The organism is Streptomyces sp. NPDC060209, from assembly GCF_042728155.1.
GTDB lineage: Bacteria > Actinomycetota > Actinomycetes > Streptomycetales > Streptomycetaceae > Streptomyces.
Genome location: NZ_JBHWZS010000097.1, coordinates 1 through 26,940, shown reverse-complemented (window position 1 = coordinate 26,940; position 26,940 = coordinate 1). Strand labels below are relative to the sequence as shown.

The window sequence follows — 26,940 nt, the reverse complement described above, 5'->3', positions numbered from 1 at the left end:
GTCGGCGGCTGAGGGCACGGCGGGCGGCCCCGCCCCCAGGAGCATCCGCTGCAGCTCGCGCGCCGCACGCGGTGGTTCGACGTCGCTGCGGTGCGCGAGCCCGATGGTCCGCCGCAGCCCCGGCGAGGCCAGTGGCGTCGTCCGCAGGTCCTGGCCCGCCCGCACGGCGACCATGCGGGGGACGACGGCGATCCCGAGCCCTGCACGCACGAAGCCCAGGACGGCGTCCATCTCGCCGCCCTCCACGGTGAACGAGGGCTCGAAGCCCTCCGCGCGGCACGCGGCGACGGTCAGCTCCCGCAGGTCGTATCCGTGCCGGAACATCACCAGCGGTTCGTTCTCGAGGTCGGCGACGTGCACCGAGCCCTTCCGCCCCGGGGCGGGCCGGGACGCCGATGACACCACCACCAGGTCCTCGTGCAGCAGCTCCATGGTGGTGAGCGCCGGGGAGCCGGCGGGCAGCGGCAGCACGAGCAGCGCGAGATCCAGGGCGCCCCGGGCGAGTTGCCGTACGAGGTCGTGGGAGCCGCCCTCCTCGATCAGGAGCTGGATCCCCGGGTGGGCGCCGTGGAAGGCGCGCAGCACGTCGGGGAGCAGCCCCGTGCAGACACTCGGCGTGGCGCCGAGCCTGATCCGCCCCCGGCGCAGCTGCACCAGCTCCTGCACCTCGTGCCGTGCGGTGTCCGCGTCCGCCAGGATCCTGCGGGCGAGCGGCAGCAGCGCCTCGCCCGCGTCGGTCAGCCCGATGTTGCCGCGCGCCCTGCTGAACAGCTCCGCGCCCAGCTCGTTCTCCAGGGCCTTGATCTGCTGGGAGAGGGAGGGCTGTGACACGTGCACCTCCTCGGCGGCCCGGGTGAAGTGCCTGGCCTCGGCCACGGCCACGAAGTAGGCGAGCTGCTGGAAGTGCATACAGCCGACGATAGAGCACTTCATAGCTGTTGCCTATGGAGATGAGTCATTTCATGTCTTGGACTGATGGTGCCCTCCGCCTCTAGCGTCGTGTCCATGGCATTGGCAACGCGGACGGACCGACGGCCGTCCATGACGCGTACGCTCTGGGACTCGTCCGTCGGCAAGAAGACGATCATGGCTGTGAGCGGCCTGATCATGCTCGGTTATCTGGCGGTCCACATGCTGGGCAACCTGAAGATCTTCTTCGGATCCGGCGAGTTCAACCACTACGCGCACTGGCTCCGGACCCTCGGGGAGCCTTTCCTGCACTACGAGTGGGCGCTTTGGATCATCCGCGTGGTGCTCGTCGCGGCCGTCGTCCTGCACGCGGTCTCCGCGTACCAGCTGAGCCGCCGCGACCTCAGGGCGCGCCCGACGGCGTACGTCCACAAGAAGGCGCGCTCGAGCTATGCCACGCGCACCATGCGCTACGGCGGCATCATCCTCGCGCTGTTCATCGTCTGGCACATCCTGGACCTCACGACGGGCACGGTGCACACCGGCGGATTCCAGTCCGGGCACCCGTACCAGAACGTGCTCGACACCTTCTCGACCTGGTACGGCAACGTCATCTACATCGTCGCCGTGCTCGCCCTGGGCCTGCACGTCCAGCACGGATTCTGGAGTGCCGCGCAGACCCTCGGCGTGGGCAGCGCGACCCGGGACCGCGTCCTGAAGACCCTCGCCAATGTCCTCGCAGTGGTGCTGACGGCCGGCTTCGTCTCCGTGCCCGTCGCCGTGATGACCGGAGTGGTGAGCTGATATGAGCGACTACACGAACTACCCCACCGGCGAACCCGTCGTCGACGCCAAGGCGCCCTCGGGCCCCGTCGCCGAGCGCTGGGACACCCGCCGCTTCGAGGCCAAGCTCGTCAACCCGGCCAACCGCCGCAAGCACACCGTGATCGTCGTCGGCACCGGCCTGGCCGGCGGCTCGGCCGGAGCGACGCTCGCCGAACAGGGCTACCACGTCGTCCAGTTCTGCTTCCAGGACTCGCCCAGGCGTGCCCACTCCGTCGCCGCGCAGGGCGGCATCAACGCCGCCAAGAACTACCGCAACGACGGCGACTCGGTGCACCGTCTCTTCTACGACACCGTCAAGGGCGGCGACTTCCGCGCCCGCGAGTCCAACGTCCACCGTCTTGCCGAGATCTCCGTGGAGATCATCGACCAGTGCGTCGCCCAGGGTGTCCCCTTCGCCCGCGAGTACGGCGGCCTCCTCGACAACCGCTCCTTCGGCGGCGTCCAGGTCTCCCGTACCTTCTACGCCCGCGGCCAGACGGGGCAGCAGCTCCTCCTCGGCGCCTACCAGGCGCTCTCCAGGCAGATCGCCGCCGGCAACGTCGAACTGCACTCCCGCACGGAGATGCTCGACCTGATCGTCGTCGACGGCAAGGCCCGCGGCATCGTGGCCCGCGACCTCGTCACCGGGAGGATCGACACCTACTTCGCCGACGCGGTGGTCCTGGCCAGCGGTGGCTACGGCAACGTCTTCTACCTGTCGACGAACGCCATGAACTCCAACGCCACCGCCATCTGGCGCGCCCATCGCCGGGGTGCCTACTTCGCGAACCCCTGCTTCACCCAGATCCACCCCACGTGCATCCCGCGCACCGGCGACCACCAGTCGAAGCTGACCCTGATGAGTGAGTCGCTGCGCAACGACGGGCGCATCTGGGTCCCGAAGGCCAAGGGCGACGACCGCCCCGCGAACCAGATCCCCGAGGACGAGCGGGACTACTACCTGGAGCGCATCTACCCGGCCTTCGGCAACCTCGTGCCCCGAGACATCGCCTCCCGCGCGGCGAAGAACGTCTGCGACGAGGGCCGCGGCGTCGGGCCCGGCGGCCAGGGCGTCTACCTCGACTTCGCCGAGGCCATCGGGCGCATGGGCAGGAAGAAGGTCGAGGAGAAGTACGGCAACCTCTTCGACATGTACGCGCGGATCACCGCGGAGAATCCGTACGAGACCCCGATGAGGATCTATCCCGCCGTCCACTACACGATGGGCGGGCTCTGGGTCGACTACGACCTCCAGACCACGATCCCCGGCCTCTTCGCCATCGGTGAGGCCAACTTCTCCGACCACGGGGCCAACCGCCTCGGAGCCTCCGCGCTGATGCAGGGCCTCGCCGACGGCTACTTCGTCCTGCCGTCGACCATCAACGACTACCTGGCCCGCAACCCGCACGCCGAGGAGATCGACGCCGGACACCCGGCGGTCACAGAGGCCGTCGCCGAGACCGAGGACAGGCTCAACCTCCTCCTCGCGGTCGACGGGGACCGCACCCCGGACTCCTTCCACCGTGAGATCGGCGAACTCATGTGGGAGTTCTGCGGGATGGCCCGCACCGAGGAAGGGCTCCGCAAGGCCCTCGACCGGATCCCGGAGATCCGCGAGGAGTTCTGGCGCCGCATCAAGGTGCCCGGCACCGGCGAGCAGTTCAACCAGTCGCTGGAGAAGGCCAATCGCGTCGTCGACTACCTGGAGCTCGCCGAGCTCATGTGCCTCGACGCGCTGCACCGCGCCGAATCCTGCGGCGGCCACTTCCGCGAGGAGTCGCAGACCCCGGACGGCGAAGCCGCCCGCCGGGACGAGGAGTTCTCCTACGCCGCGGCCTGGGAGTTCAGCGCCACCGGCGACGCCCCCGTCCTGCACAAGGAAGACCTCGTCTTCGAGTACGTCCACCCCACTCAGCGGAGCTACGCATGAAGCTCACCCTGCGCGTCTGGCGCCAGCAGAACGCCGAGGCGCCCGGCGCCATGGCCACCTACGAAGTCGACGGCATCTCGCAGGACATGTCGTTCCTGGAGATGCTCGACACCCTCAACGAGGAGCTCATCCTCAGCGGGGACGAGCCCGTCGCCTTCGACCACGACTGCCGTGAAGGCATCTGCGGCGCGTGCAGCCTCGTCATCAACGGCGATGCCCACGGCCCGGAGCGGACCACCACCTGCCAGCTCCACATGCGGTCCTTCGACGACGGCGACACGATCGACATCGAGCCGTGGCGGGCCTCGGCCTTCCCGGTCGTCAAGGACCTCGTCGTCGACCGCTCATCCTTCGACCGGATCATCCAGGCCGGCGGATACATCTCCGCACCCACCGGCACCGCGCCCGACGCCCATGCCACGCCGGTGCCCAAGCCGGACGCCGACTCGGCCTTCGAGCACGCCGAGTGCATCGGCTGCGGCGCCTGCGTCGCCGCCTGCCCGAACGGCTCGGCGATGCTCTTCACCTCCGCCAAGGTCAACCACCTCAACGTGCTCCCGCAGGGGGCCCCCGAGCGGGAGACCCGGGTGCTCGACATGGTCGCCACGATGGACGACGAGGGATTCGGCGGATGCACCCTCACCGGCGAGTGCGCCACGGCATGCCCCAAGGGCATCCCTCTGCCGTCGATCACCGCGATGAACAAGGAGTGGCTGCGCGCCAACCGCAAGGTGCGCCGCTGACCGCGACGCCGCGGGGGAGTCAGCCGGTCCGCAGGGCCTTCGCAAGGTAGGCGGCCGTACGGCTCCCCGCCGCGCGGGCGACCTCCCGCGGCGTGCCGGTGGCGACGATCCGGCCGCCCCGGTCCCCTCCGCCCGGCCCCAGGTCGATCACCCGGTCCGCACCCGCCACCACCGCCATGTCGTGCTCCACGACCACCACGGTGCTGCCCGCGTCCACGAGACCGTGCAACTGCCGCATCAGCACCTCCACATCAGCCGGGTGCAGCCCCGTCGTCGGCTCGTCCAGCAGATAGAGGGTGTGTCCCCGCCGGGCACGCTGGAACTCCGTGGCGAGTTTGATCCGCTGCGCCTCACCGCCCGACAGCTCAGTCGCCGGCTGGCCCAGGCGCAGATAGCCGAGCCCGACGTCGAGGAGGGCCCGCAGACTGCGCTCGGCCGCCGGAGTCCCGGCGAGGAACCCGGCCGCCGCCTTCACCGTCAGGTCCAGCACCTCGGCGATCGTGAGTCCACGCAAGGTGACGTCGAGGGTCCGCGGGTTGTAGCGCGCGCCGTGACAGTCCGGGCAGGGAGCGTACGTACTGGGCAGGAAGAGCAGCTCGACCGAGACGAACCCCTCGCCCTGGCAGGTCTCGCACCGCCCGCCCGCCACATTGAAGGAGAACCGGCCCGCCCGGTACTTCCGGGCCCGTGCGGTCTCCGTGTCGGCGAAGAGCTTCCGTACGACGTCGAAGAGCCCTGTGTACGTGGCCAGGTTGGACCGGGGCGTACGGCCGATGGGTCGCTGGTCGACCTGCACGAGCCGGTCCACCGCGTCCAGGCCCTCCGCCGACGCGCAACCCCGAGCGGCCGGCGCGGGAGCCTCGGCCGACTCCGCCGACCGCCGGTCGGCGAGCACACCTGCCAGCACCTGGCCGACGAGGGTGGACTTGCCCGATCCCGACACACCGGTGACCGCCGTCAGCACACCGAGCGGGAACGCGGCGTCGACATCCCGCACGTTGTGCAGGTCCACCCCGCGCAGCGTGATCCACCCGGACGGGTCGCGCGGCTCACGCGCGGGCGCCGGGTCCTCGTCGAAGAGGAACCGCCGGGTCGCGGATCCCGCCACCTCGGCGAGGTCCGCCGGAGGACCGCTGTGCAGGACCCGGCCTCCGTGCTCGCCCGCCAGCGGTCCCACATCCACCAGCCAGTCGGCCTGCCGCACCACATCCATCTGGTGCTCCACCACGAACACAGAGTTCCCCGCCTGCTTGAGCCTGCCGAGCACCCCGAGCAGTGACTCCGTGTCGGCGGGGTGGAGGCCCGCCGACGGCTCGTCCAGCACATAGACGACACCGAACAGCCCCGAACGCAGCTGGGTGGCGAGCCGCAGCCGCTGCAGTTCGCCCGAGGACAGGGTCGGGGCCGTACGGTCGAGGCTGAGATAGCCGAGACCCAGCTCCGTGACCGGCTCGATCCTGGCCAGCAGGTCGGCCGTGAGCACCCGTGCGGTGTCGCTCCCGCCGCCCGCCTCCAGCAGCACCTCGGTGAGGGCGGTGAGCGGGAGTGCGACGAAGTCGGCGATCGTACGGCCAGCGAAGGTGACCGCCAGCGCCTCCCGCCGCAGCCTGCTGCCCCCGCACACCGGACAGGGGGCGCTCGACAGGAAGCGCTCCGCCTTCGCCCGCAGCGTCCGGCTCCTGGAGTCCGCGAAGGTGTGCATCACATAGCGCCGTGCGCTCATGTACGTACCCTGGTACGGGCGTTGGATACGGCCCGCGTCACGCACCGGATGGACGGTGACCACCGGCTGCTCGTCGGTGAACAGGATCCATTCGCGGTCCGCCGGCTCCAGCTCCCGCCACGGACGCCCGACGTCGTACCCGAGGGCGTCGAGCACATCGCGCAGGTTCTTGCCCTGCCAGGCTCCCGGCCAGGCCGCGATCGCTCCCTCCCGGATCGACAACGACGCGTCCGGTACGAGCAGTTCCTCGGTGGTGCGGTGGATCAGCCCCAGGCCGTGGCACTCGGGGCAGGCCCCGGCCGCCGTGTTCGGTGAGAAGGAGTCGGAGTCGAGCCGCTCGGCACCGGGCGGATAGTCACCGGCACGGGAGAAGAGCATGCGCAGGGAGTTCGACAGCGTGGTGACCGTGCCCACCGAGGAGCGGGACCCGGGTGCCGACCTGCGCTGTTCCAAGGAGACGGCGGGCGGCAGACCGGTGATCTCACCGACATCGGGCGCGCCGACCTGATGGATCAGCCGCCGGGCGTAGGGAGCGACGGACTCGAAATAGCGGCGCTGGGCCTCCGCGTAGATCGTCCCGAACGCCAGGGAGGACTTTCCCGAGCCCGAGACGCCGGTGAAGACCGCGAGGGTGTCGCGCGGGATGTCGACGTCCACGTCACGGAGATTGTGCTCGCGCGCGCCGCGTACCCGGACGTACGGATCATGTGGGGTGGACATCGGTGGGACGGCTCCGTGGGGGATCGGCGGGGTGGGCATGCCTCTGCCGGTGATCCTCCCGCACGCGTGAGGACCACCGGCAGCGTGGGGCGCAGGCCCTACACCATCGGGTCCATGCCGCGGTCGTTCATGGAACTCTCCTTCTCGCTCTGCTCCCGCAGGCGGCGGGCCTTGTCCTGGAGCCGCTGCCGCTGTTCCGGGTCGGTGGCGCGTTCCGCGGCCTCGTTCAGTTCCTGCGCCTTGGCACGCAGCTGCTGGGCACGGCCGCCGGACTCACCTGCAACGCTCATGATCACTCCTGGATCTGTGGGGGAGCGGACACCCTCAGCGAATCAGTGCGGGGGCCCGCCTGCATCTCGAACGACCACGCTCCGCGACCTGCCGGCGGTCCGGCCCCGTGCCCCGTTCGGACCTCCCGCCCGGCATGCGTGAGGGCGAAGGTGTGGGGTAGTCGGTGCGGCGGTGCACCATCGCCGTCCGACAGTGAGGAGAGGCGTCATGCCCGCAGGATCCAGCTCCAAGCGCGAACGTCAGTACGAGCACATCAAGGAGGGCGCCGAGAAGCGCGGCACGTCCACGAAGCGCGCGGAGGAGATCGCGGCGCGCACCGTCAACAAGGAGCGGGCCCGCTCGGGGGAGTCCAGGAGTGCGAGCCCCGCATCGCTCCGGGACCCCAAATCGTCCTCCGAGCGCGGCGGGCAGCGCTCCCACACCGGAGCGCAGGGGCCGACGAAGGACCAGCTGTACGAGGAGGCCAGGAAGCGCAACGTCGAGGGCCGCTCCTCGATGACGAAGGACCAGCTGCGCAAGGCCCTCGGACGCTGACGGTCAGGACCCCACCGCCGAGAACGTCCTGTCGACCGCGTCGCAGGTACGCGGCGTCCGCCGAGGTCCTGGCCCGTGATCCGCCTGGTCCTTTCGTCGTGTCTGCACAGCACCTTCTAGGCTGGGCGCCGTGAGTGACGACACCCGGCCGCTGGCCGTATTCGACCTTGACGGAACGCTTGCCGACAGCGGCCACCGGCAGCACTTCCTGGAGGGCTCGCGGCGGGACTGGGACGGGTTCTTCTCGGCGGCCCCCCACGATCCTCCGCTGGAGGAAGGCGTGAGCCTGGTGCTGGCGAGTGCCGAGGAGTGCGAGGTCGTGTATCTGACCGGCCGGCCCGAGAGGTGCCGCAGGGACACCCTGGCCTGGCTCGAGCGGCACGGGCTGCCGGGGGGCAGTCTCCATATGCGGCGCAACGCCGACCGGCGGCCGGCCCGCCGCACCAAGCTGGAGACCCTGGAACGACTGGGCCGGGAGCGCGAGGTGCGCGTCCTCGTCGATGACGACGAGCTGGTGTGCGATGCGGCCGAGCAGGCCGGTTTCACGGTCGTACGGGCCCGTTGGACCGTCGCCCCGCCGTCGCTGAAGAACGCCCAGGAACGCGAAGGCCGTACGTGAGACGAGCGGCCGTGGGCCCGGTACCGGCGGCGTACCCGGTCAGGCGTTCTCGTCGAGCCGGAAACCGACTTTGAGGCCCACCTGGTAGTGGGCGATGCGACCGTCCTCGATGTGGCCGCGGACCTGCGTCATCTCGAACCAGTCGAGATTGTGCAACGTTTCGGAGGCTCTTGCGACGCCGTTCCGGATCGCCGCGTCAAGACCCTCCTCGGAGGTTCCTACGATCTCGGTGACCCGGTAGGTGTGATTAGACATCTAATGTCTCCTTTCGTGGTTCCACGGTGCCTCACTCCGGGTCGGAGCGCGAGGTATCCGCCCGGCGATCCGCGTCAGGGAGGGGGCTTGACCTGCCCATTGGTCCATACCAAACTCCGGTCCATACGCCCGTGCGAGCGCCGCCCGCAGTCCCCCCACCCGGGTCCTGTCATGTCGTCGTGCCGTTTCGCAGAAGGTGGCCCCCGTGAAGATCCGCATACTGGCCGGAGCCGTCGCGCTCGTTTCCTCCGTCGCGCTGAGCGGCTGCGGCTACCTTCCTGGCGCGGGTGCCGACAGCAGCACGGTGACGGTGTGGCTGATGAAGGGCAGCGCCTCGCAGAGCTTCCTCGACCGCTTCAAGGAGTCGTACGAGGCCGAGCACCCCTCGGTCGAACTGGAGTTCATCCTCCAGGAGTGGGGCGGCATCGGCCCCAAGGTCCTGAAGGCACTCGAGGGCGACGACGCACCGGACGTCATCGAGGTCGGCAACACCCAGGTCGCCCAGTACGCCGAGAGCGGTGAACTGCGCGATCTCACCCTGGAATCGATGCGGGACCTGGGCGGCGAGGCCTGGCTGCCGGGACTCGCGGAACCGGGCAAGGTCAACGGCGGACAGTACGGAATCCCCTGGTACGCGGCGAACCGCGTCGTGATCTACAACAAGGAACTCTTCGCGCAGGCGGGGATCACCGAACTCCCCACGACGCGCGACGAGTGGGTGGACATCAGCGAGAGACTGAACACCGCCGGCCAGCAGGGCATCTACCTCGCCGGGCAGAACTGGTACGTACTCGCCGGGTTCATCTGGGACGAGGGCGGTGAGCTGGCCGACGACAGCGGCGGTGACTGGCAGGGCGCACTCGACTCGCCCGCCGCACTGCGGGGCATGGACTTCTACACGAAACTCCAGGCGCTCGGCAGCGGACCAAAGGACGCCGACGAGCAGTCGCCCCCGGAGACCGATGTGTTCGCCGAGGGCAATGTCGCCCAGATCATCTCCGTGCCCGGCAGCGCCGCACTCATCGAACAGCAGAACCCCGAACTGAAGGGGAAGCTCGGTTACTTCCCCATTCCCGGCAAGAGCGCGAAGAAGCCGGGCGCCGTCTTCACCGGAGGGTCCGACCTGATCGTGCCGGAAGGCGCCGACCAGCGGGGTGAGGGCATCGAGGTCGTCAAGGCCCTCGCGGGGGAGAAGTGGCAGACGGAGCTCGCCCGGGCCATGAGCTACGTGCCCAACAAGCCCGCCCTCGCGAGTGTCGTCGAAGGCCAGGAAGGGACCTCCGCGATGGCGCAGGGCGCTACCGAGGGCCGCGCCACCCCCAATTCGCCCTACTGGGCGGCCGTCGAGGCGGACAACCCGATCAAGCCGTACATGACAGCGGTGCTGGAGGGCGGCGACCCGGCGGAAGAGGCGAAGAAGGCGTCCGACCGCATCACGTCCAAGCTGATCAGCGGCTGACGAGGACCGGGAGGGGGCGCCCCCCCGCGAGCCGGGGATTCAGCCGTCGCACATCCCTTCGCTCCACAGCGGTCATGTCGAATCCAGCCGGCCACGGAAGAAGTAGGGGGCCGGGCCGTCGCACTCCCGCGAATGCCCGGCAGCCGCCCTGCCGATCCGTCCCCGGAGACCGCCATGACCGTGCTCCCCCTCGCCTCTCCCGCCGGCGTACCCGCGCCGCGTACGTCCGCCACCCCCTCGGGATACCGGGTCTCCCTGGCCACCTGCCAGGACGACGTACGCGCGGCCCAGCGCCTGCGCCACCTGGTGTTCGCCGGAGAGCTCGGCGCCCGGCTCGACAGCGCCGAACCCGGCCTGGACAGCGACTTCTTCGACGCCTACTGCGACCACCTGCTGGTGCGTGAGGTGGCCACCGGAGAGGTGGTCGCCACCTATCGGCTGCTGCCGCCCGAGGGGGCCAGGCTCGCAGGCGGCCTCTACGCGGAGAGCGAGTTCGACCTCGGGCGGCTCGGCCCGATCCGCGACGACCTCGTCGAGGTGGGGAGGTCCTGCGTACACCCGGCCCACAGGGACGGTGCCGTCATCGCCCTGATATGGGCCGGACTCGCCCGCTACATGGAGCGCACCGGCCACACCTGGCTGGCCGGCTGCTGCTCCGTACCCCTGGCCGACGGAGGGGCGCTGGCCGCCAGGAGCTGGGACACCGTGCGGACCCACAACCTGGCTCCCGAGGAGTATTGGGTCACCCCTCACCGTCTCTGGGACACCAGCGGCCACACCGGGGGCGGCGAGGGCGGCCGCGCCGGGCTGCCGCCGCTGCTGCGCGGCTATCTGCGTCTCGGCGCCTGGGTCTGCGGCGCCCCCGCCCACGACCCGGACTTCAACGTCGCGGACCTCTACGTCCTGCTCTCCATGCACCGCACCGACCCGCGCTACCTGCGCCACTTCCTCTCGCTCGCCCCGCTGCGATGAGTGCCTGGCTGCCGGTCGCCCCCTGCACCCCGCGCGGCTGCGCGCACCACGAGGGCGCCAGGCGTGCGCCGCTGCCCGCCGCGGCCCTGCTGCTCGCCGGGTGCGCCCTCACCTTCCTCGGGGTGCTGTCCGTGCCCGCGGTGCTGCTCCTGGCACCGTCGCACCGCGACCGGCTGATCCGCCGGTGGGCGTACGCGGTGGTACGGGCCTTCGGCGTACGCATACGGGTCACCGGGTGCGCGGTGGAGCGGGCACGGCCACCGGCGGGCGAGCTCGTGGTCGCCAACCACGTCTCGTGGCTGGACATCCCGCTCGTGGCCGCCGTGCTCCCCGCCCGGATGGTCGCCAAGAGCGAGATACGGAGCTGGCCGCTGCTCGGACCGTTCGCCGCGCTCGGCGGCACGCTGTTCATCGAGCGCGACCGGCTGCGGGCCCTGCCGCACGCGGTGCGGTCCCTCTCCGGGGCGCTGGCCTCCGGATCACGGGTGGCGGTGTTCCCGCAGGGCAGCACCTGGTGCGGCCGGAGCGGCGGAGGCCGGTTCAGGCCCGCCGCCTTCCAGGCGGCGATCGACGCCGGCTCCGCCGTCCGCCCGGTCCGCATCAGCTACCGGACGGCGGAGACGGACACGGCGGGAGCCGCCGCGTTCGTCGGGGACGACCCGCTCGCCGCCTCGCTGTGGCGCGTGGTGACCGCCGCCGGGCTCACCGCCGAGATCCGGATCCTGCCGCCGGTCCCCGCCGGTGGTGAGCCCGACCGGCGGGCACTGGCGCGGGTGGCTCAGTCCGCCGTCGCCAGCGACAGTGCGAACCTGCCCGCCGCGTCCGTCCACCACTGATCCAGCCGCAGACCCGCCGCGGCCAGCTCCTCCCGCACCCTCTCCTCACGGAACTTCGCCGAGATCTCAGTGCGCAGTTCCTCGCCCTCCTCGAACTGCACCACGAGATCCAGCTCCCGGATCTTCACCGTCAGCGCCCGGCGGGCGCGCAACCGCATCTCGACCCACTCCTGGTCCGGGTCCCAGAGGGCCACATGGGCGAAGTCGTCGGGCGGGAAGTCCGCCCCCAGCTCACGGTTCACCACCGCCAGGACGTTCTTGTTGAACGCGGCCGTCACCCCGGCCGCGTCGTCGTACGCCGCGACGAGGGTCGCCTCGTCCTTGACCAGGTCCGTGCCGAGCAGCAGCCCGTCCCCGGGCGCGAGCCGCGCACGCACGGACCGCAGGAACTCGGCGCGCTCCTCGGGAAGCAGATTGCCCAGCGTCCCGCCGAGGAACACCACCAGCCGCGGTCCGGGGCTCTCGGGCAGCTCCAGGACGTGCGTGAAGTCGGCGACGAGCGCGTGCACGGAGAGCCCCGGACGCTCGGCCAGCAGCGCCTCGGCCGCGCCCTTGAGAGCACTCTCGCTGACATCGACCGGCACGTACGTGTGAAGCTCCGGCAGCGCGTCCAGCAGATGCCTCGTCTTCTCCGAAGAGCCCGAGCCCAGCTCGATCAGGGTGCGCGCCCCGGACGCCGCCGCGATGTCACCGGCACGGGCGATCAAGATCTCCCGTTCGGCACGCGTCGGGTAGTACTCGGCCAGCCGGGTGATCTCCTCGAAGAGGTCACTGCCGCGCGCGTCGTAGAACCATTTGGGAGGCAGTGTCTTCGGTTGCCGCGTCAGACCGCTCAGCACATCGGCGCGCAGCGCCGCGTCCGTCGCGTCCGCAGGCAGGGTGCGGGTCAGCAGGAAGGGACTCACGCGGTGGGCTCCTTGAGCGGGGTCAGAAGGACATCGGTGCGCGTCGCGGCCAGCAGGGTGCGGTCCGGGACCTCGCGCCAGTACGGATCGTCGTCGTACGGCTCCGAGGCCACCACCGTGCGGTGGCCCGGTTCGTGGAGATACCAGAGGGAGTCGCCCCATGTGGTCGCCACGATGGTGGAACCGTCGGTGAGCAGCAGATTGAGGCGTGAGCCCGGGGCGGCGGCGCCGGCATCGAGAACCGTGTCGGCGACCGCCTGCGCTATCTCGTCACCCTGCGCCGTCCGATGGAGCACCAGCGCCCAGATCAGCGCCGAATCGCTCCGCGCCGCCAGGGCCAGCAGCCTCTCGGGCGGCAGCCCTGCGGCCAGCGGCGCCAGTGAGCCGGGCCAGCCCCGGACCGCGCCGTTGTGGCTGAACAGCAGACGTCCCTCGGCGAAGGGTGCGGCGGCGGCCTCCCCGTCGGCCCCCGCGAACGTCGCGTCACGGACGGCGGCGAGCAGCGCCGTGCTGCGCACCACGCGGGACAGGTCGGCGAAGGTCTCGTCGCCCCAGACCGGACCGCTGCGACGGTAGCGTCCGGGGACGGGGTCCCCCTCCGCGTACCAGCCGACCCCGAACCCGTCGGCGTTGACCGTGCCGTTCCGCTGACGCCGGGGTTCCCAGGACTGACGCACGAGCCCGTGAGCGGGGGAGACGAGCACCTCTCCCAGCGCCACCTGCGGCCCCAGATAAGCGATATGGCGGCACATCAGGCATCCCTCGCCGTGCGGAAGCCGGAGAAGATCTGGCGCCGGACCGGAAGGTCCCAGTTGCGGAACGTGCCGCGGCAGGCGACCGGGTCCACGGCGAACGAACCGCCGCGCAGCACCTTGTGCCCGGGGCCGAAGAACACCTCCGAGTACTCGCGGTACGGGAACGCGACGAAGCCGGGATAGGGCAGGAAGTCGCTCGACGTCCATTCCCACACATCGCCGATCAGCTGGCCCGCGCCGGCCGGGGACCGTCCGTCCGCGTACGCACCGGCGGCGGCCGGCCGCAGATGGTGCTGGCCCAGATTGGCCCGCTCGGGTGTCGGGTCCTCGTCGCCCCAGGGGTAGCGCAGTGAGCGTCCTGACACCGGGTCGTGACGGGCGGCCTTCTCCCACTCCGGCTCGGTCGGCAGGCGTCGGCCCGCCCAGCGGGCGTACGCGTCCGCCTCGTACCAGCTGACATGGAGCACCGGCTCGTCCGCCCGCACGGGCTCGGTCACCCCGAAGCGCCGCCGCAGCCACTGTCCGGCGTCCCGGTGCCAGAACAAGGGGGCGTTCAGGTCGTGTTCGCGGATCATCGCCCAGCCCTCGGGCGCCCACCAGCGCTCGTCGGTGTAGCCGCCGTCCTCGATGAAGGCCTGGTACGCGCCGCACGTGACCGGGGTGGTGTCGATGTGGAATGCCGCCACTTCGCGCCGGTGTGCCGGCCGTTCGTTGTCCAGAGCCCAGGGTTCGGTGGAGGTCCCCATGGTGAAGGGGCCCCCGGGAACCAGCACTTCGGCGGGCAGCGTGACGGAGTCGACGGGCTCCGGAGGCTCCGGAGCGCTGAGCACCGCCGGCCCCGAGCGGAGCTGATGGGTGATCAGCATCGTTTCGTCGTGCTGTTGTTCGTGCTGGGCGACCATGCCGAAGGCGAACCCCGCACGCTCCAGCGGACGGCCCTCGCCGTGCAGTGGGGCGCCGCCGAGGATGTCCAGGGCCCGGCCCCGTACGTCGGCGGCGTATGTGCGTGCCTCCGCGGGTGCCAGCAGGGGCAGCGAGGGCCGGCTGGCCCGGGAGTGCTCGAAGGCGTCGTACAGCCCGTCGATCTCGGGGCGCAGCGCCTCGTGGCCGCCCACGGCCCGGAGCAGCCACAGCTCCTCCTGGTTCCCGATGTGCGCGAGGTCCCAGACCAGGGGCGACATCAAGGGGGAGTGCTGTGCGGTGAGGTCGTGGTCGTCGACGCTGTCGGTGAGCAGGGCGGTGCGCTCGCGGGCGGTGAGGAGCGCGGCCAGGGCGCGCTCACGCAGTGCCTCCGCGTCGAGCTCCCGGCCGGTGTGCGGAGCAGGTGTGTCAGTCATCGGACCAAGCCCTTTCCGTGAGGCGCCTGTGCCGGGTCGGGAAGATCATCGGCCGGACATCGGCCCCGGGCCACATAGCGCTCGTGGAAGGCGGCGACCGTCGCGAGGACGTGGTCACTCGCCCCGATCCGGGGCAGCGCCTCCAGCGCGGCCGTGAAGCAGACCGCTGCCGCTGCCGCCAGCTCCGGATCGCCCAGCCCGTCGCGGGCGGCAGCCGTCCAGAGCGGATTACGGGGCGCGGGCGGCAGGCCCGCCGTCTCGGCGAGAGGCTTCACGGTGCGGTACACGGTTTCTGCCGCTTCCGGGTCGTCGAACAGAGCCGTGGTGACGGCCAGGGGCACCAGCCAGCCGTCGGTGCCGGACTGGGCGTCGATCATGCGCAGCTCCAGGTGCCCGCGCGGGCGCACCGGCGGGAACAGTGTGGTGAGGTGGTAGTCGAGATCTGCCCGCACGGGCGGCCGAGGCCCACCGCCGCGGATCCAGTCCCGGAAGGTCAGGGCGTCGGGCACGACCCATGGGCCGTCGCCGTTCCGGACGCACATCACGGGGGTCGCGAGCACATGGGCGGCCCATGCGTCCCGGGGCGCGAGACGGCCCTGCGGCGCGAGCGTCCTGGCCGGATCGAGATCGGCCCACAGCGACTGCCGGGTCGACTGCCAGCCGGTGCGCCGGCCCTGCCGGAACGGCGAATTGGCGAACGCGGCCACCAGCACCGCGCCCAGCAGATGCCCGAGCTGCCAGCGCCGCCCGTAGCCCAGCGGACCCGGCTCCTCCTCACCGGCGTCCAGGCAGACCTGGACGGAGGCGGAGGTGCACATCATGGCGCGGCCGGCGGAACCCGACCGGTCGAGCGCGGCCTCCATGGCGTCGTAACGCGGCTCACGCAGCAGTCGACGGGGCGGATGCCACGGGTCCACACCGATTCCGGCCAACGTCAGCCCGGACCGGCCGAGGGTGTCGCGCACGGAGGCCAGATCGGCAGCCGTGGCGTCGACGCAGGCCATGAGGGAACCCTTGGGCTGGGAACTCAGCTCCAGCTGACCACCCGGTTCGAAGGTCAGTGCAGCGTCCAGTGGGGTCGCGCGCACCGCGTCGGCCGCAGCGCGCAGGCGGTCGTGGGAGACGGCGACCTCGGGATGTTCACGGTCGTGAATGAGCCATTCCAGCTCCACACCGACCGTCCGGGGAGGTCCCGTCTTGAAACATATGCCGCGGAGCAGATCCTCCGCCTCTTCCTCGCCGAGGGGCGCCGCGTCGATGGGCGGGCCGTGCTGGCCGAGAGTGTCCGGGGGCATGCTGGGCCTCCTCATAGGGTGCTTCCTTCCCACCCAAACCCTTACCGGGAGTTCGCACAAGGGTGCCCCCTTGCGACGGAAAACCGGTTGCGTCCATGCCGCCGTGACGTTCAGCATGCCCCGTATGCACCACATGGGGGCGCGCTCATGAGCGCACGACTGCGCGGCATCGCGCGAGAAACCGAGTCCATCGTCCTGGCCGGGCGGTACCGCACGCCCGAGGGGCGCGAGGCGTCGATCGAGCGTGCCCTGACCACCGCGCTCTCCGGCACCCGGCTGTACGGCCCCGAGCCCGTACCCGTGGCCGTCCTGGACACCGACCGCAGTCCGGTCTTCGAGGTGACCGGCGAGACGAGCCTGCAGGCGGCACGCCGGATGACGGACGGGTCGGCGGTCAAGGTCGCCGTCCTGAACTACGCCTCCGCGCGTAATCCCGGCGGCGGCTATCTGAACGGCGCGCAGGCCCAGGAGGAGTCCCTCTGCCGCGGTTCCGCGCTCCACGCCACGCTGCTGCGCGCCCCCGACTTCTACGCGCACCACCGCATCGAACGCAGCGCCTTCTACACCGACCGGGTCATCCACTCACCCGGCGTGCCGGTCTTCCGCGACGACCGGGGGAAACTGCTGGAATCCCCGTACGCTGCCGGATTCCTCACCTCGCCCGCGCCCAACGCCGGGGTCATCCGCAGCCGCGACCCGGACCTCGTCGCTCGCATCCCCGCGGCACTGGCGAGCCGCGCCGAACGCGTGCTCGAGGTCGCCGCCGTCCGCGGCTACCGCCGACTGGTGCTGGGCGCATGGGGCTGCGGCGTCTTCATGAACGACCCGGCCGAGGTGGCCGCCGCGTTCCGCGCCCTGCTCACCGGCGGCGGGCGGTTCGCGGGACACTTCGAACAGATCGTCTTCGGTATTCCGGACCGTGCCCCCGAGTCCGCCGTCCGGACGGCTTTCACCCGTGAGTTCGGCGCTCAGCTCCAGTCGTAGCGCTCCCGCAGCCGCCCCACGACCAGGTCGTACCTGCCCCTGTCCAGCGCACAGGCCTCGCGCCGCATCCCGTCCTCGTGAACCCGCAGCACCCGGTCCAGATCCACCCAGGACGGCCGTCCCGAGCTGTCCCACGGACCCGCACCCAGTGCCACCCACTCGTGGTCCCCGTAGTGCTGCTTGCTGGACAGCTGTACGGCGAGAAGGGTGCCCCTCTCCTCCCGGGCCACGACGAGGACCGGTCGGTCCTTGCCGCGCCCGTCGTTCTCCTCGAACGGCACCCAGGTCCAGACGATCTCGCCGGGGTCCGGGTCGCCGTCGCGGTCGGGGGCGTACGAGGTGCGGACGGGCCCCACCTCGCGCGGCTCGGCCTCCGCGGTGGCGGCCGGACCGCTGCGGCCGGGGAAGTCGGTCGTGCTGTCGCTGCTGTGGTTGTGCTGGAACGTCATCGCAACACCGTAGAACCTGTACGGCCCAGTCCGTGGAGCGGGTCGGCGGAACGGGCCGCAGGCTCGACCTCATGATCACTCCCTTCGCCGTCACACGTCTGGCCCGCGCCGTCACGGTCGCCGGGCTCCTCGCAGCGACTCTGCTGCCCACGGTTTCTGGCGCGGCATCAGCCCCGCTGCCGGACCCACCCTCGACATCGGCCACGGCCTCAGGTCCGTCGAGCGGCCCCTCCGCACCGGTTCCACGGACGGTGTCGGCGTGGCTGCCCTACTGGGACCAGGAGGGCGCCTACCAGAACGCCCTGCTGCACGCCGGGCAACTGCACACCGTCAGCCCGTTCTGGTACGAGGCCGTCTCGGCCGGGCGCATCGACGCGCACCCGGGCGCGGGCGAGCGCCGCATCATCGACGGACTGCACCGGGCCGGGACGAAGGTCGTCCCCACGGTCATGGAGACGATGAAATCCGGTGTCCTGGCGGGGATCCTGACCAGCACCGCCCGACGCGCCGAGCACGCCGACGCGCTGATGCGCACGGTCGCCACCCGTGACTACGACGGCCTCGACCTCGACTACGAATCCATCGCCGCCACCGGCGACGCCACCTACGCCTCCGTACGCGACGGGTTCACCGCCCTGGCCACCGACCTCTGCCGACGCCTGCACACCCTGGGCAAGCAGTGTGTGATCACGGTCTTCCCGAAGACCGCCACGACCGGCCGCATCTGGGACTACGAGGCCCTCGGGCGTGTCGCCGACCGGATCCGCATCATGGGATACAACCTGCACTGGTCGGGCGGTGACCCGGGCCCGCTCGCCGACACCCGCTGGTACGACGACATCCTGACCCGCGCCACCGCACTGGTGCCGCCCGCCAAACTGGAGATGGGCCTCCCTGGGTACGGCTGGGACTGGCCCGCGGACAGCACGAGTACGGCCGCCACCAAGCACGTCACCTGGAAGGAAGCCGAAGCGCTGCGCGCCCGACAGGGCGCCCCCTACCGGTTCGACGAGGTCTCAGGCACCCCCTACTTCACGTACGACGACGGCACCGAGACCCGGGAGGTCTGGTACCAGGACGCACGCGGGGTCGCCGCCCACCTGCCGGTGCTGCGCAAGCACGGCGTGACCAACACAGTGCTGTGGGCGCTCAACTTCGAGGACCCGAACATCTGGCCGGTACTGGCCGGCAGCTGACGCCCTCCCTATTCACGGTGCCCCGGCCCGCCGGCCGGGAAGGGGTCTGGAGGACGGCCGGACGCCATGAGCCGGTTACCCCATCAGCCCGCCGGCATCTCCCTACCGACCAGCGCCGACGTGGCGCGGCTCGCAGGAGTTTCCCGGGCCACCGTGTCCTACGTACTGAACAGCAACTCGACCGTCCGGATCAGTGAACCCGCTCGCCGCCGCGTCAGGGAGGCCGCCGCCGACCTCCGCTACGTCCCGCACGCCGGGCATCCGCCTATGCTCGGCTCGTGCAGCCGCTTTCCGACAGCAGCAATCCGTTGATCACGGCGTTCCCAGCCGAGCTCGCAAGCGATGCCGAGGCAGTTCTGGCGGTGATGCCTGATACTCGGCTCCAGCCGCATGCCTCGTTCTCCGTTGCTGTAGAGGGCCAGCAGGTTCTGATCCCCGGGCGCCTCTTCAACGACGAGCCGCCAACTGACGCGGTGGCGTCGCTTTCGTCGCGCCAAAGGCAGCTTCTGCACTGCCTGTACTCAAGGCACTGCGACGGGTTGGTCAGACAGCGTCACCTGGAGAAGGTTGTTGGTTCCACGGACCCGTGGGTCGTCCCCTTCGTCGTGCAGCTGGTTGGCGAGTACGTCTTGGAGATCCTGGTCGTCATCTGCGATGAGCTCCGTGATCTCACCAGGCCCGGCACCTGCGGCCACCTCGCTTACGGGCAGTTCATCGTGGACAACCCAGCCTTCTTCGCGCGCACTCAACGGCGGGTCGTGAGCTACTGGAGCTGCTACTACCGGGGCAACTACGCGAGTTTTCAGGGCTACCCGGGGTGCACTCTCCTTGACCTCCTACGGTCCGCTGCCTCCGACAGAGCAGGGCGTCCCTGGCCCAGCCTCGCTCCAGTCGGCGCCACAGAGCTTGGCCCACACCCTGGCCTTCGACCACTCGGGGTGAACCGCCGGAAGGCTGTCACGCCCGAAGGGCCGAAGCCGGACGGAAGTTGGTTCCACGTGCAGCCTGACGTGGCCACGAACACGATCGCGGCCAACACCTCACGGTCTCCGTGCCGACGACATTCACCTCCCTGCGGCCGCACGGGCGCAGGTGGCACGACTCTCTGAAACAACTCCCATAACCCGTCTGGCACCAAACGCTCGACAAGTTTCGTAGTCACCCATCGAGCGTCCCGCAAGATCTCGCCAGACGAAATGGCCTGTGAGGCGTGTTGCATAACCAGGTCAGCGCTGAGAATCGGTGGTCAGCGTCGGGTCTGGATGAGGATGCTGGCTAGGTGCAGTGCGGCCCGGCGAGCGATGGCGAGTTCACCGGTTCGTGGCCAGGCGCACTGTTGTTTCGACTTGTTGATGCAGCGTTCCTCGGTGCTGCGCTACTTGTTGATGGTCCTGTCGAAGGCCGGCGTGGGAGTGTTTCTGCTGCCCCGCCGCCGGCCGTGGTCGGCTGTGCGGCGGTGCGTTGATGCCGAGTCGGGTAGCGGAAGGGCAGTTACAGGGTTGCGGATCGTAGTGCGATGAGGGCGATGGCGACAGCTGTGAGGACAGCTGCCGGGGGTGCTCCCTTGTAGTCTCTGGCGCGCAGGTGTGTTGCGACTGCGCCTATGAAGTAGAGGGTCAGGCCGACGGCGGCGGCGATGCCGATTGGCACCCACCAGAGTCCGATGATGAGGCCGCCGGCGCCCGCTGTCTGCGTGAGTCCCAGGAATGGCAGCACGCCATAAGGCAGGCCAAGGGTGGACATCTGGTCGACAAGCCGTTTCGGCCGGGTGAATTTGGCACCGGCCGAAGCCAAGAGCACCGCCGACATAAGTGCAGCGACGATGGCATAGGTGATGAACATGGTGAGTCCTCAGGTGTTGGACGAGGTGACGTAGCTGGACATGCGCTGATCCGGCCGTGCTGTGCTTCGCCGGTCAGGCGTTTTCGAGCAGCAGGGCGCTGAGTTCCACGGGCTTGGTGATCATCGCGTCGTGGCCGGTGTCCACTGTGTAGACACGGGACGGCTCGCCGTTGGGCTGGAGTTTCGGGATGGGCCGACGTGTGACGCCCTCGGGCTCGTTGCCGATGCAGAGAATGTGAGCCCGAGGGATGGACGCCTGTGCGGGGTTGTGCATCTCGGCCGGTTGCTGGAAGCAGAGGACCGACTCATCTGTCAGCGTGGTCTTGAGCCAGGCGATGTCATCGGGGTCGGTGACTCCGAAGAGGCCGACTGGCACGGGGAACTCCGGCAGAGGTGGAATACGCCAGGGCTGGGCACTGTCGGCGGCACCGTCGATCATGACCTGTGTGAGCGGCATGACGTCGATGGCGTTCTCACCGTGCGTCGGCACCATCGCGTCGATGTACACCAGGCGTGAGATGCGCCCGGGGACCCGGTTCGCCACGCTGGAGATGACCATGCCTGCGTAACTGTGTCCGACGAGGACGATGTCGTTCAGGTCGTGCTCGAGGATGAGGCCGACGATGTCGTCGGCGTGGGTGGTGAGGCCGACCTCGGGGCTGAGCAGGTGTGCCTTGTCCCCGTGTCCGGTGAGGGACGGCGTGAAGACACGGTGGCCCTGGGCGGTCAGCAGTGGCGCGACGCGCTTCCATGACTGTCCGTCGTGCCATGCACCGTGCACGAGGACGTAGGTGGTCGGGTGGGTCATGGCTGTTCCTTGGAGTGGGTGTGGGTCTACTGGCGGATGAACTTGTGCTGCCGCGGGCACGGCTGGGCGTGCTTGCGGGTGCAGGGCGGCAGGCAGGCCCCGAGCACGGTGACGGCTGAGGTGATGGTTCAGCCGGATTCGCTGCGCATGGTGGGTGCGACGTCAAAGGTGAACTTCCCTATGGACCCAGAACGCTCGGACGCGGCAGCCCCGCCGAGATTTCGGTGGTGTCCTGTGCACTGCCGACCGGGGGCGCCGTCGGGGGCCGCCATCGCCTCGAAGGTCGGACGATCAAGGTGAACGCCGCGGCCCTGTGCGAGATATCGCGGTAGTACGGGTACAGGGTCTCGCGGGCTCCCTGCGAGGTCGCACCGTCATCGGAAGCCCCGGCGGCCGGCATGCCGGGCACTGTCCGGTCACCCTCCAACGGGCCAGCCGCATCGGCAGCACCCTGTCCAGGCGGGAAACGCTGGCGGTGCCTTTCGGCAGGGGACGGGACCGTCCCGTCCACGTGACGTCACCCTCGGTCGCGATCAGGCACAGCAGGTCGAGCTTCTCGATGAAGAGACTTCGTCGCAGCGCCCTATGTCGACCCCGAAGATGTCGAACGGCTCGGCGTAGGCGCTGTGGCCTCGTCCGTCTGAGACGAGGTCGAGCTGTGCGAAGTCCTGAAGGAGACGAACGGGGTCGAGCACGCTCAGGGCCGAGGCGGTGCTGGTCAAAGGGGTGGAAGCGGTTCTGGCGGCGATGGCGGCGAGGATGACTGCCGGCGAGGAGACTGCGAACAGGGGGGTGTCGGTGTGGTATTCACCGACACCGAATACGTCGTCCCTGCCTGGTCGATGAAGACGCCGGCGTCCACGATGCCGCAGACTCGTTGCGAGCTGGTGGCGGCTGGAACGATGTCGGAGAGGGAGAAGACACCGAGTTCGACTTCGGTGCCCTTCGAAGTGGTGCGCTGCATACCTTCGACGTTAAGCATCCGTTAGGTACCTGAAGGTACCCTTCGGCTTGTGAGTCTCCGTCCCGGAACCGTGTTCCTTGCCGACTGCCCCGCCCGCATGGCCATCGAGATCATCTCCAGCAAATGGGCCGTGGTCACGCTCTTCGCTCTGAGCGACGGCCCCCTGCGCCACGGCGAACTGGTCGAACTCATCGGAGGAGTCTCGCGCAAAGTGCTCACGCAGACGCTGCGCCGCCTCCAGGAGAACGGGCTCATCGAGCGGCGCGCGTACGCCGAAGCGCCACCACGCGTGGAGTACGGCCTGACCGAGCTCGGGTGCACCCTGGAAGAGCCCATCAGAAGGCTCACCGAATGGGCCAGAACCAACGGTGAGGCGGTCGCCGCCTTTCACGAGGCGGCCGAGGAGAACGGCGCATAGCTGTATCTCTCTGGTGGGTCGGTCCGTTGAAGCTCGCCAACGCCGTCTTCGGACAGGAACTGCAACGACGCCTGACCCAAGCCGGGCAGACCGGTACGCAGTGTGCTTGCCCATCCCGGCTATACCGCCACCAATCTTCAGGCCGGCGCGCAAGTCCGCATGGTGAAGCTGTAGTTCGGCCGCATTCTCACCCCGCTCGCACAGGCCCCGGATCAGGGTGCCCTGGCACGGCTGTACGCCGCCACGGACCCGAGCGTGGAGGGCGGTCAGTTCATCGGGCCAGGCCCCGGCGGTCGCGCCTCGCGCTAGCCTCTCGCCATGAATCATGGGGAGAGCGAGGACGCGCTGGTTCTGGAGGCGCAGAAGATGCTTGCCACAGGGCAGAGCGAGGAAGTGGTATTCGCCGAGCTAGCTGCGAGGACAGCTGAGTGGGGTGTCTGTGTGTTGGCGGTGTGCTTGGCTCTGGGCGTGTCCCGGGCGGACGCCGAGGTCCGGCTCCGCGAGGTCGAGCCACTCTTCGCGGAATTCGCGGTGGGCGAGGAGGCGGACCTCGCCTTCCTTCTCACCTTCGGGCACGTGTTCATCGTGGACCGGGTACTTGACGAGCGCGAGGAGCACGTCCACGACCTGCTGGGAACCGCTGCCGGCGCCCGCGGAGGCTATCCCGGTGGCCTGCTCGGGTGGTTTCGCGCCGGGGAGCTCACGAAGATCTTCCTATACTTCGCCAGAACCCGGTTCCGGGACGGGCGGGGCTCGCCGCCCGATTTCTGGGCCGCCATGACTACGGCCGGCGAACTACTGGCGAGCAAGGACGGCCCGGACCGTGCAGAGGTCATGGCGGGGCTGGAACTTTGCCGCACGCAAGCTGCTGCCATCGGCGCGAACTAGAGCCTGTCTCCTCGGTGAAGAAACCGCTCAACCGAAACAGAAAGTTCGGCGAACCGAAGAGAGTGCTTGCCTACTGTCGCCGTGGAGGCAAACACGTGTCCTGGCCATCTGTGATCATCCTTGTGCCCGCGGAGCGACGTCCGTCGCTTGAAGAGCGAATCCGTGCCTTTGAGCTCGTACTGGGTCCTGTGACGGGTGACGAAAGGCTGCACTGGCACGGGTACTCGTACTGTCTCGACCTCTCGGGCAGGATCCTGGCGGACTACGAGCCGGATGAGCTCGATCAAGTGACGACCTCGATCGGCGAACCGTATGCGGTCTACGTGTCGTGCCAGTTCACGGACGCGGCCCGGACATTCCTCCGCGACGGCCTTCCTGGAGTCGACGGTCGTCGAGAAGAACGAAGCCCGGGTCGTGCTTGCGCAGCGTCTTCAACAGGCCCGGGGCCCGGTCGGCGAGCATGTTGGTGACGGCCGTGACGTAGGCAGGGGCGGTGCCGACGGATATCCCGAAGGTGGCTGCCAGGTGGGCGAGGGTGTCATGACGGCGCAGGTACACGAGCGCGACCAGCGCTCGCTGGTGCGGCGGGAGTCTGCGCCGATGGGGTTCCTGTGCCGTTGGATTGAGACGTCGAACACCTCCTCAACGGCACGCCAGCTCTGTCCGTCGCTGCCCCTGCTCCCACGCCGCCTACCGCGCCCCCACCGGTGGCCACGCTGCGAATACTCACGGAAAGTGCCCCCGGAACAACCGGAGCACTTTTGTGTCACGACCAGACGAGTCGCCCTTCGTCGACCTCGCAGACCGGATGGTTTCCATCGGCGATCTTGGTCAGCATCTCCGCCACGGAGTCGAAGTAGTGAGCCAGTGATTCGTACTCGCCCGTGGTCGTGATATCACCCACGAACCAACTGCCGATCCGCCCGTCCCGCGCGTCGATGAACTTTCCCATCCAGCCGTCCTGGTCTGACAGGAACGGGATCCACTCATTACGCCAGAACGGGTTGTCCGGCTGGTCCGGAGGGTCGAATCCACCGGGCATGGAGCGGTTCGCGTAGAGCTTCTCCATCGCCCGGATGCCCAGAAAGAACTTTCCCTCATCCGGGAACCCGGCGAAGCCGCAACATGCCACATCGTCGTCCACATCTTCCTCAGGAAGATCCAGATTGTTTTGCAGCAGCCACGCCCGCAGATCCTGAGGGAGGGGGATACCCATCCGTTCCTCGGCAGCCGCGAGCATCTGCTCCGTAGCGGGCCCAGGCAGATCCGCGTGATCGGCCGGGACGTGCTGCCGAAGAAGATTCATCACGCGGGACCAGCTCTCCACCACACTCATTCCCCTCTGCCCTCTCTGCACGGATGCCCCATACGACTGCGCCGCTGCGGGGGTTACCGTTCGAAGCGTCGATGCCGGGCGCCGTAGTCCCGAAGTGTGTGTGCAGAAATGCCACGTTGGGAAGCGCCGACCGGAAAACCTCGCAGGGATAGTACTCCGAGCGAGCCTTCTGCCCCCACCCTCACGACCACCTGGCACCTTCCGGCCCGAAGTGCAGGACGGGCCGCTCGGCGAGATGACCGCCCGCCAACTCCTCACGGACACGGCCGCTGTTCTTCGGCGGACCCAGCCGAGGAACCTCCACGGCACCAGCGAGGACGACATTCGCTGTGGCGTCCTGCACGAGGAGTGCACCGGCCGCCCGGTGAGGCGGTCGAGAACACAGACCGAACCGCCCTGATCCTGTTTCCCTGCCGAACTTCTCTCGGGCCACCCGGGCCGGCTGGCCGACACTCAGCGTCGAAGCCGGGCGGGTGTTCTCCGCGGCCTCGCCGCGCGGCACTCTGAGGCACAGCTCCTGCGCGGCTGTCCCGCACGCAGCTCAGATACCCGTGTCCAGCAGCCTCGCGGCCCTGTTGCTAGAGGACGGCATGAGGTGGCGGTAGGTGTGATACGTCACCCCAATGGACTTGTGGTCCATCCACTCAGCAACATCCATGATCGGAATTCCCATGGCTGGACAATTGGAAGCGAAGAAGTGGTGCAGGCTATACATGGAGTAGCCTGCGGTTATGTCCTGCGGTTATGTCCTGCGGTTATGTCCTGCGGTTATGTCAGCGGTGCGCAGAACCTTTTGCCCTCTGTGGCGGCATGTATTTCCGCAGCAGTACGAGCTGCCGCCGACACCGACCCCGCCCGACACCGGCTCTGCCACGGCCTCCATTAGTCAATAGGTACCCGTGTGGGTCCGTAGGATGCGTTTCCGCGTATCGCATCAAGTGTGCGCGTGTCTTCGCTGGAATCGGCACCTAGCACCTCGCGGAACTCGCCCCAGTTCCGGTGCTGAGCGTGTGTTGGTACACGTCGGCGTACATGGATCTGGTCTTTGATCCGGTAAACGTCCGTTGAGACGAGTCCGTTGATCTTGGTGGCGTGCGCCTCACCATTCCGTAGACCGCAGCCCGACATCATCTCCATGACGAGGCGTGGATCTTCGTCGTGTGCGTGGTGCCGGATGAGGTTCAGTTCCTCCAGCGTCGGGATCGCGATGTTCTTGCGCTGATGATCCGGGGGCGTAGCGTCCAGGAACGGGTGCAGCGCGATCTTGCGCCACCCGAGGCGGGGCGCGATGTGTACCGTAAGCGCCCGCTCGTAGCTATCGATGCTGTTGTCCTTGAGCCCACGCCATGCTGCTGATGCGGGCCCTCCAGGACGCCGGCGTCGACGTACTCGTCGAGACCGCCGTGATCGGCTCCGACGACTCGGTGCTCGGCCCTCACCCCAAAGGCGCGCCGGAGCGCCACCATCTGCTGCGGCCCGCAGTGGCGGCACGCGAATCCAGCTGACCGGCACTACCCGGTGTCACGACGTGCGCGGCCGCCCTCGCATGTCTAGCGTCGTCGGCATGAGTCATCCGCAGAGCTACGAGATCCTGCTGTTCCCGGAACCGGAGGAGCCCGACGACGGGGCACCCGAGCCCGGCACCGCCATCCGCTCCGCAGTCGTGGCGGCCACCGGGGACACCGGCAGGTCGGGATACCCGCGCTACGAGGGCGGTGGCATGGAGGCGGACATCGATCCCTCCACGCACACCGTGGAGGCTCTGCTGGTGGACGGCGCCGAGATCGACTACGGGCTCACGGTCCGGATCGCGGAGCGCGTCCGCGGGACGGGGGGAGCCGAGGAGCACGACGGCGGCGAGGCGCCGGAACCGGAGGAGGAGGGCGCTCAGGCTCCCGCTCCCGAGCGGCCCGAGGACGGTTGAGCGCGTGGCCCGCACGCGTACCC

At 69.4% G+C, this 26,940-nt stretch carries 26 protein-coding genes and 6 pseudogenes; 17 read left to right on the top strand and 15 right to left on the bottom strand.

The window, feature by feature from the left end; translation table 11 throughout:
* Positions 1-909 (bottom strand): LysR family transcriptional regulator (locus tag ACFWFI_RS20035; protein WP_387391820.1); only part of this gene is annotated, 909 nt, incomplete at its 3' end.
* Positions 910-1,005: 96 nt separating this feature from the next.
* Here ACFWFI_RS20035 and ACFWFI_RS20030 point away from each other — a divergent pair.
* Genes ACFWFI_RS20030 through ACFWFI_RS20020 form a run of 3 tightly spaced genes read left to right on the top strand, consistent with a single transcriptional unit; the run spans position 1,006 to position 4,407 of the window.
* A complete protein-coding gene (locus ACFWFI_RS20030; protein WP_387391817.1) occupies positions 1,006-1,713 on the top strand; it encodes a succinate dehydrogenase in 708 nt (235 codons plus the stop codon).
* Position 1,714: 1 nt separating this feature from the next.
* Positions 1,715-3,664: a fumarate reductase/succinate dehydrogenase flavoprotein subunit gene (locus ACFWFI_RS20025; RefSeq protein ID WP_387391815.1), complete on the top strand. Its 1,950-nt coding sequence runs from the start codon at positions 1,715-1,717 to the stop codon at positions 3,662-3,664.
* The gene (locus ACFWFI_RS20020) at positions 3,661-4,407 is read left to right on the top strand and encodes a succinate dehydrogenase/fumarate reductase iron-sulfur subunit (RefSeq protein ID WP_387391812.1); all 747 of its coding nucleotides are present in this window, start codon (positions 3,661-3,663) and stop codon (positions 4,405-4,407) included. The genes ACFWFI_RS20025 and ACFWFI_RS20020 overlap by 4 nt, the downstream gene beginning before the upstream one ends.
* 19 nt (positions 4,408-4,426) lie before the next feature.
* On the opposite strand, the gene ACFWFI_RS20015 is transcribed toward ACFWFI_RS20020, so the two are convergent.
* Together ACFWFI_RS20015 and ACFWFI_RS20010 are read right to left on the bottom strand one after the other, a co-directional pair.
* A complete protein-coding gene (locus ACFWFI_RS20015; protein ID WP_387391809.1) occupies positions 4,427-6,850 on the bottom strand; it encodes an excinuclease ABC subunit UvrA in 2,424 nt (807 codons plus the stop codon).
* A 98-nt stretch (positions 6,851-6,948) separates the two neighbouring features.
* Positions 6,949-7,140: a DUF6381 family protein gene (locus ACFWFI_RS20010; RefSeq protein ID WP_387391807.1), complete on the bottom strand. Its 192-nt coding sequence runs from the start codon at positions 7,138-7,140 to the stop codon at positions 6,949-6,951.
* Between the two features lie 208 nt (positions 7,141-7,348).
* On the opposite strand from ACFWFI_RS20010, the gene ACFWFI_RS20005 reads away from it, so the two are divergent.
* Positions 7,349-7,675, top strand: coding sequence for a plasmid stabilization protein (locus tag ACFWFI_RS20005; RefSeq protein WP_387391804.1), 327 nt, complete (start codon positions 7,349-7,351; stop codon positions 7,673-7,675).
* A 130-nt stretch (positions 7,676-7,805) separates the two neighbouring features.
* Positions 7,806-8,294, top strand: coding sequence for a phosphatase domain-containing protein (locus ACFWFI_RS20000; RefSeq protein ID WP_387391801.1), 489 nt, complete (start codon positions 7,806-7,808; stop codon positions 8,292-8,294).
* Positions 8,295-8,333: 39 nt separating this feature from the next.
* Here the strand turns inward: ACFWFI_RS20000 and ACFWFI_RS19995 are convergent, their stop codons facing one another.
* Positions 8,334-8,549 (bottom strand): dodecin, encoded by a 216-nt coding sequence (locus ACFWFI_RS19995; RefSeq protein WP_277330539.1) that lies wholly within the window; start codon positions 8,547-8,549, stop codon positions 8,334-8,336.
* 205 nt (positions 8,550-8,754) lie between these two features.
* Here ACFWFI_RS19995 and ACFWFI_RS19990 point away from each other — a divergent pair, with 205 nt between their 5' ends.
* The 3 genes from ACFWFI_RS19990 (at position 8,755) to ACFWFI_RS19980 (ending at position 11,816) form a co-directional block, all read left to right on the top strand.
* Positions 8,755-10,008 carry an extracellular solute-binding protein gene (locus ACFWFI_RS19990; protein WP_387391798.1) on the top strand — a complete coding sequence of 418 codons (1,254 nt, stop codon included), beginning with the start codon at positions 8,755-8,757 and terminating at the stop codon, positions 10,006-10,008.
* A gap of 174 nt (positions 10,009-10,182) precedes the next feature.
* On the top strand, positions 10,183-10,980 hold the full coding sequence (locus ACFWFI_RS19985; RefSeq protein ID WP_387391795.1) for a GNAT family N-acetyltransferase: 798 nt from the start codon (positions 10,183-10,185) through the stop codon (positions 10,978-10,980).
* On the top strand, positions 10,977-11,816 hold the full coding sequence (locus tag ACFWFI_RS19980; protein ID WP_387391792.1) for a lysophospholipid acyltransferase family protein: 840 nt from the start codon (positions 10,977-10,979) through the stop codon (positions 11,814-11,816). The genes ACFWFI_RS19985 and ACFWFI_RS19980 overlap by 4 nt, the downstream gene beginning before the upstream one ends.
* On the opposite strand, the gene egtD is transcribed toward ACFWFI_RS19980, so the two are convergent.
* From egtD to egtA, 4 genes are read right to left on the bottom strand one after another with little or no spacing between them, the layout of a single operon-like run.
* On the bottom strand, positions 11,759-12,721 hold the full coding sequence (gene egtD, locus ACFWFI_RS19975) for an L-histidine N(alpha)-methyltransferase (RefSeq protein ID WP_387391790.1): 963 nt from the start codon (positions 12,719-12,721) through the stop codon (positions 11,759-11,761). The genes ACFWFI_RS19980 and egtD overlap by 58 nt on opposite strands.
* Positions 12,718-13,473 (bottom strand): ergothioneine biosynthesis protein EgtC, encoded by a 756-nt coding sequence (gene egtC / locus ACFWFI_RS19970; protein ID WP_387391787.1) that lies wholly within the window; start codon positions 13,471-13,473, stop codon positions 12,718-12,720. The genes egtD and egtC overlap by 4 nt, the downstream gene beginning before the upstream one ends.
* Entirely contained in the window at positions 13,473-14,813 is a 1,341-nt protein-coding gene (gene egtB / locus ACFWFI_RS19965) for an ergothioneine biosynthesis protein EgtB (protein ID WP_387391785.1), read from the bottom strand. The genes egtC and egtB overlap by 1 nt, the downstream gene beginning before the upstream one ends.
* The gene (gene egtA / locus ACFWFI_RS19960; RefSeq protein WP_387391783.1) at positions 14,810-16,108 is read right to left on the bottom strand and encodes an ergothioneine biosynthesis glutamate--cysteine ligase EgtA; all 1,299 of its coding nucleotides are present in this window, start codon (positions 16,106-16,108) and stop codon (positions 14,810-14,812) included. Before egtA ends, egtB begins: the two co-directional genes overlap by 4 nt.
* Positions 16,109-16,255: 147 nt before the next feature.
* On the opposite strand from egtA, the gene ACFWFI_RS19955 reads away from it, so the two are divergent.
* A complete protein-coding gene (locus ACFWFI_RS19955) occupies positions 16,256-17,092 on the top strand; it encodes a TIGR02452 family protein (protein ID WP_387391780.1) in 837 nt (278 codons plus the stop codon).
* On the opposite strand, the gene ACFWFI_RS19950 is transcribed toward ACFWFI_RS19955, so the two are convergent.
* The gene (locus ACFWFI_RS19950; RefSeq protein WP_387391777.1) at positions 17,077-17,541 is read right to left on the bottom strand and encodes a type II toxin-antitoxin system PemK/MazF family toxin; all 465 of its coding nucleotides are present in this window, start codon (positions 17,539-17,541) and stop codon (positions 17,077-17,079) included. The two genes, ACFWFI_RS19955 and ACFWFI_RS19950, sit on opposite strands and share 16 nt — an antisense overlap.
* A gap of 71 nt (positions 17,542-17,612) precedes the next feature.
* Between ACFWFI_RS19950 and ACFWFI_RS19945 the strand changes: the two genes are divergently transcribed.
* The 3 genes and pseudogenes from ACFWFI_RS19945 to ACFWFI_RS19935 all read left to right on the top strand — a co-directional run.
* Positions 17,613-18,737: a glycosyl hydrolase family 18 protein gene (locus tag ACFWFI_RS19945; RefSeq protein WP_387391774.1), complete on the top strand. Its 1,125-nt coding sequence runs from the start codon at positions 17,613-17,615 to the stop codon at positions 18,735-18,737.
* Between the two features lie 66 nt (positions 18,738-18,803).
* Positions 18,804-19,025, top strand: a pseudogene (locus ACFWFI_RS19940) (LacI family DNA-binding transcriptional regulator); the annotation flags it as partial.
* Positions 19,016-19,633, top strand: a pseudogene (locus tag ACFWFI_RS19935) (hypothetical protein); the annotation flags it as partial. The pseudogenes ACFWFI_RS19940 and ACFWFI_RS19935, both read left to right, overlap by 10 nt.
* A 6-nt stretch (positions 19,634-19,639) precedes the next feature.
* Here ACFWFI_RS19935 and ACFWFI_RS19930 read toward each other — a convergent pair.
* The 4 genes and pseudogenes from ACFWFI_RS19930 to ACFWFI_RS19915 all read right to left on the bottom strand — a co-directional run.
* Positions 19,640-19,899 (bottom strand): annotated as a pseudogene (locus tag ACFWFI_RS19930) (transposase); the annotation flags it as partial.
* Between the two features lie 329 nt (positions 19,900-20,228).
* Positions 20,229-20,579, bottom strand: coding sequence for a DoxX family protein (locus ACFWFI_RS19925; RefSeq protein ID WP_387391771.1), 351 nt, complete (start codon positions 20,577-20,579; stop codon positions 20,229-20,231).
* Between the two features lie 73 nt (positions 20,580-20,652).
* Positions 20,653-21,387, bottom strand: a complete 735-nt coding sequence (locus ACFWFI_RS19920) for an alpha/beta fold hydrolase (protein WP_387391768.1) — start codon at positions 21,385-21,387, stop codon at positions 20,653-20,655.
* 533 nt (positions 21,388-21,920) lie between these two features.
* Positions 21,921-22,259 carry an LLM class flavin-dependent oxidoreductase gene (locus tag ACFWFI_RS19915; protein ID WP_387391825.1) on the bottom strand — a complete coding sequence of 113 codons (339 nt, stop codon included), beginning with the start codon at positions 22,257-22,259 and terminating at the stop codon, positions 21,921-21,923.
* Positions 22,260-22,448: 189 nt separating this feature from the next.
* Between ACFWFI_RS19915 and ACFWFI_RS19910 the strand changes: the two genes are divergently transcribed.
* From ACFWFI_RS19910 to ACFWFI_RS19900, 3 genes and pseudogenes are all read left to right on the top strand, one after another.
* Positions 22,449-22,769 (top strand): winged helix-turn-helix transcriptional regulator, encoded by a 321-nt coding sequence (locus ACFWFI_RS19910; protein WP_387391823.1) that lies wholly within the window; start codon positions 22,449-22,451, stop codon positions 22,767-22,769.
* Between the two features lie 29 nt (positions 22,770-22,798).
* A pseudogene (locus ACFWFI_RS19905) lies at positions 22,799-23,057 on the top strand (short-chain dehydrogenase); the annotation flags it as partial.
* Between the two features lie 30 nt (positions 23,058-23,087).
* Entirely contained in the window at positions 23,088-23,657 is a 570-nt protein-coding gene (locus ACFWFI_RS19900) for a hypothetical protein (RefSeq protein ID WP_387391766.1), read from the top strand.
* A gap of 390 nt (positions 23,658-24,047) precedes the next feature.
* Here ACFWFI_RS19900 and ACFWFI_RS19895 read toward each other — a convergent pair.
* Positions 24,048-24,257, bottom strand: a pseudogene (locus ACFWFI_RS19895) (transposase family protein); the annotation flags it as partial.
* 166 nt (positions 24,258-24,423) lie between these two features.
* Entirely contained in the window at positions 24,424-24,993 is a 570-nt protein-coding gene (locus ACFWFI_RS19890) for an SMI1/KNR4 family protein (protein ID WP_387391763.1), read from the bottom strand.
* A 1,340-nt stretch (positions 24,994-26,333) separates the two neighbouring features.
* Between ACFWFI_RS19890 and ACFWFI_RS19885 the strand changes: the two are divergent.
* Both ACFWFI_RS19885 and ACFWFI_RS19880 read left to right on the top strand, forming a co-directional pair.
* Positions 26,334-26,498 (top strand): annotated as a pseudogene (locus ACFWFI_RS19885) (LacI family transcriptional regulator); the annotation flags it as partial.
* A 59-nt stretch (positions 26,499-26,557) separates the two neighbouring features.
* Positions 26,558-26,917, top strand: coding sequence for a hypothetical protein (locus tag ACFWFI_RS19880; protein WP_387391760.1), 360 nt, complete (start codon positions 26,558-26,560; stop codon positions 26,915-26,917).
* Positions 26,918-26,940 lie beyond the last annotated feature (23 nt).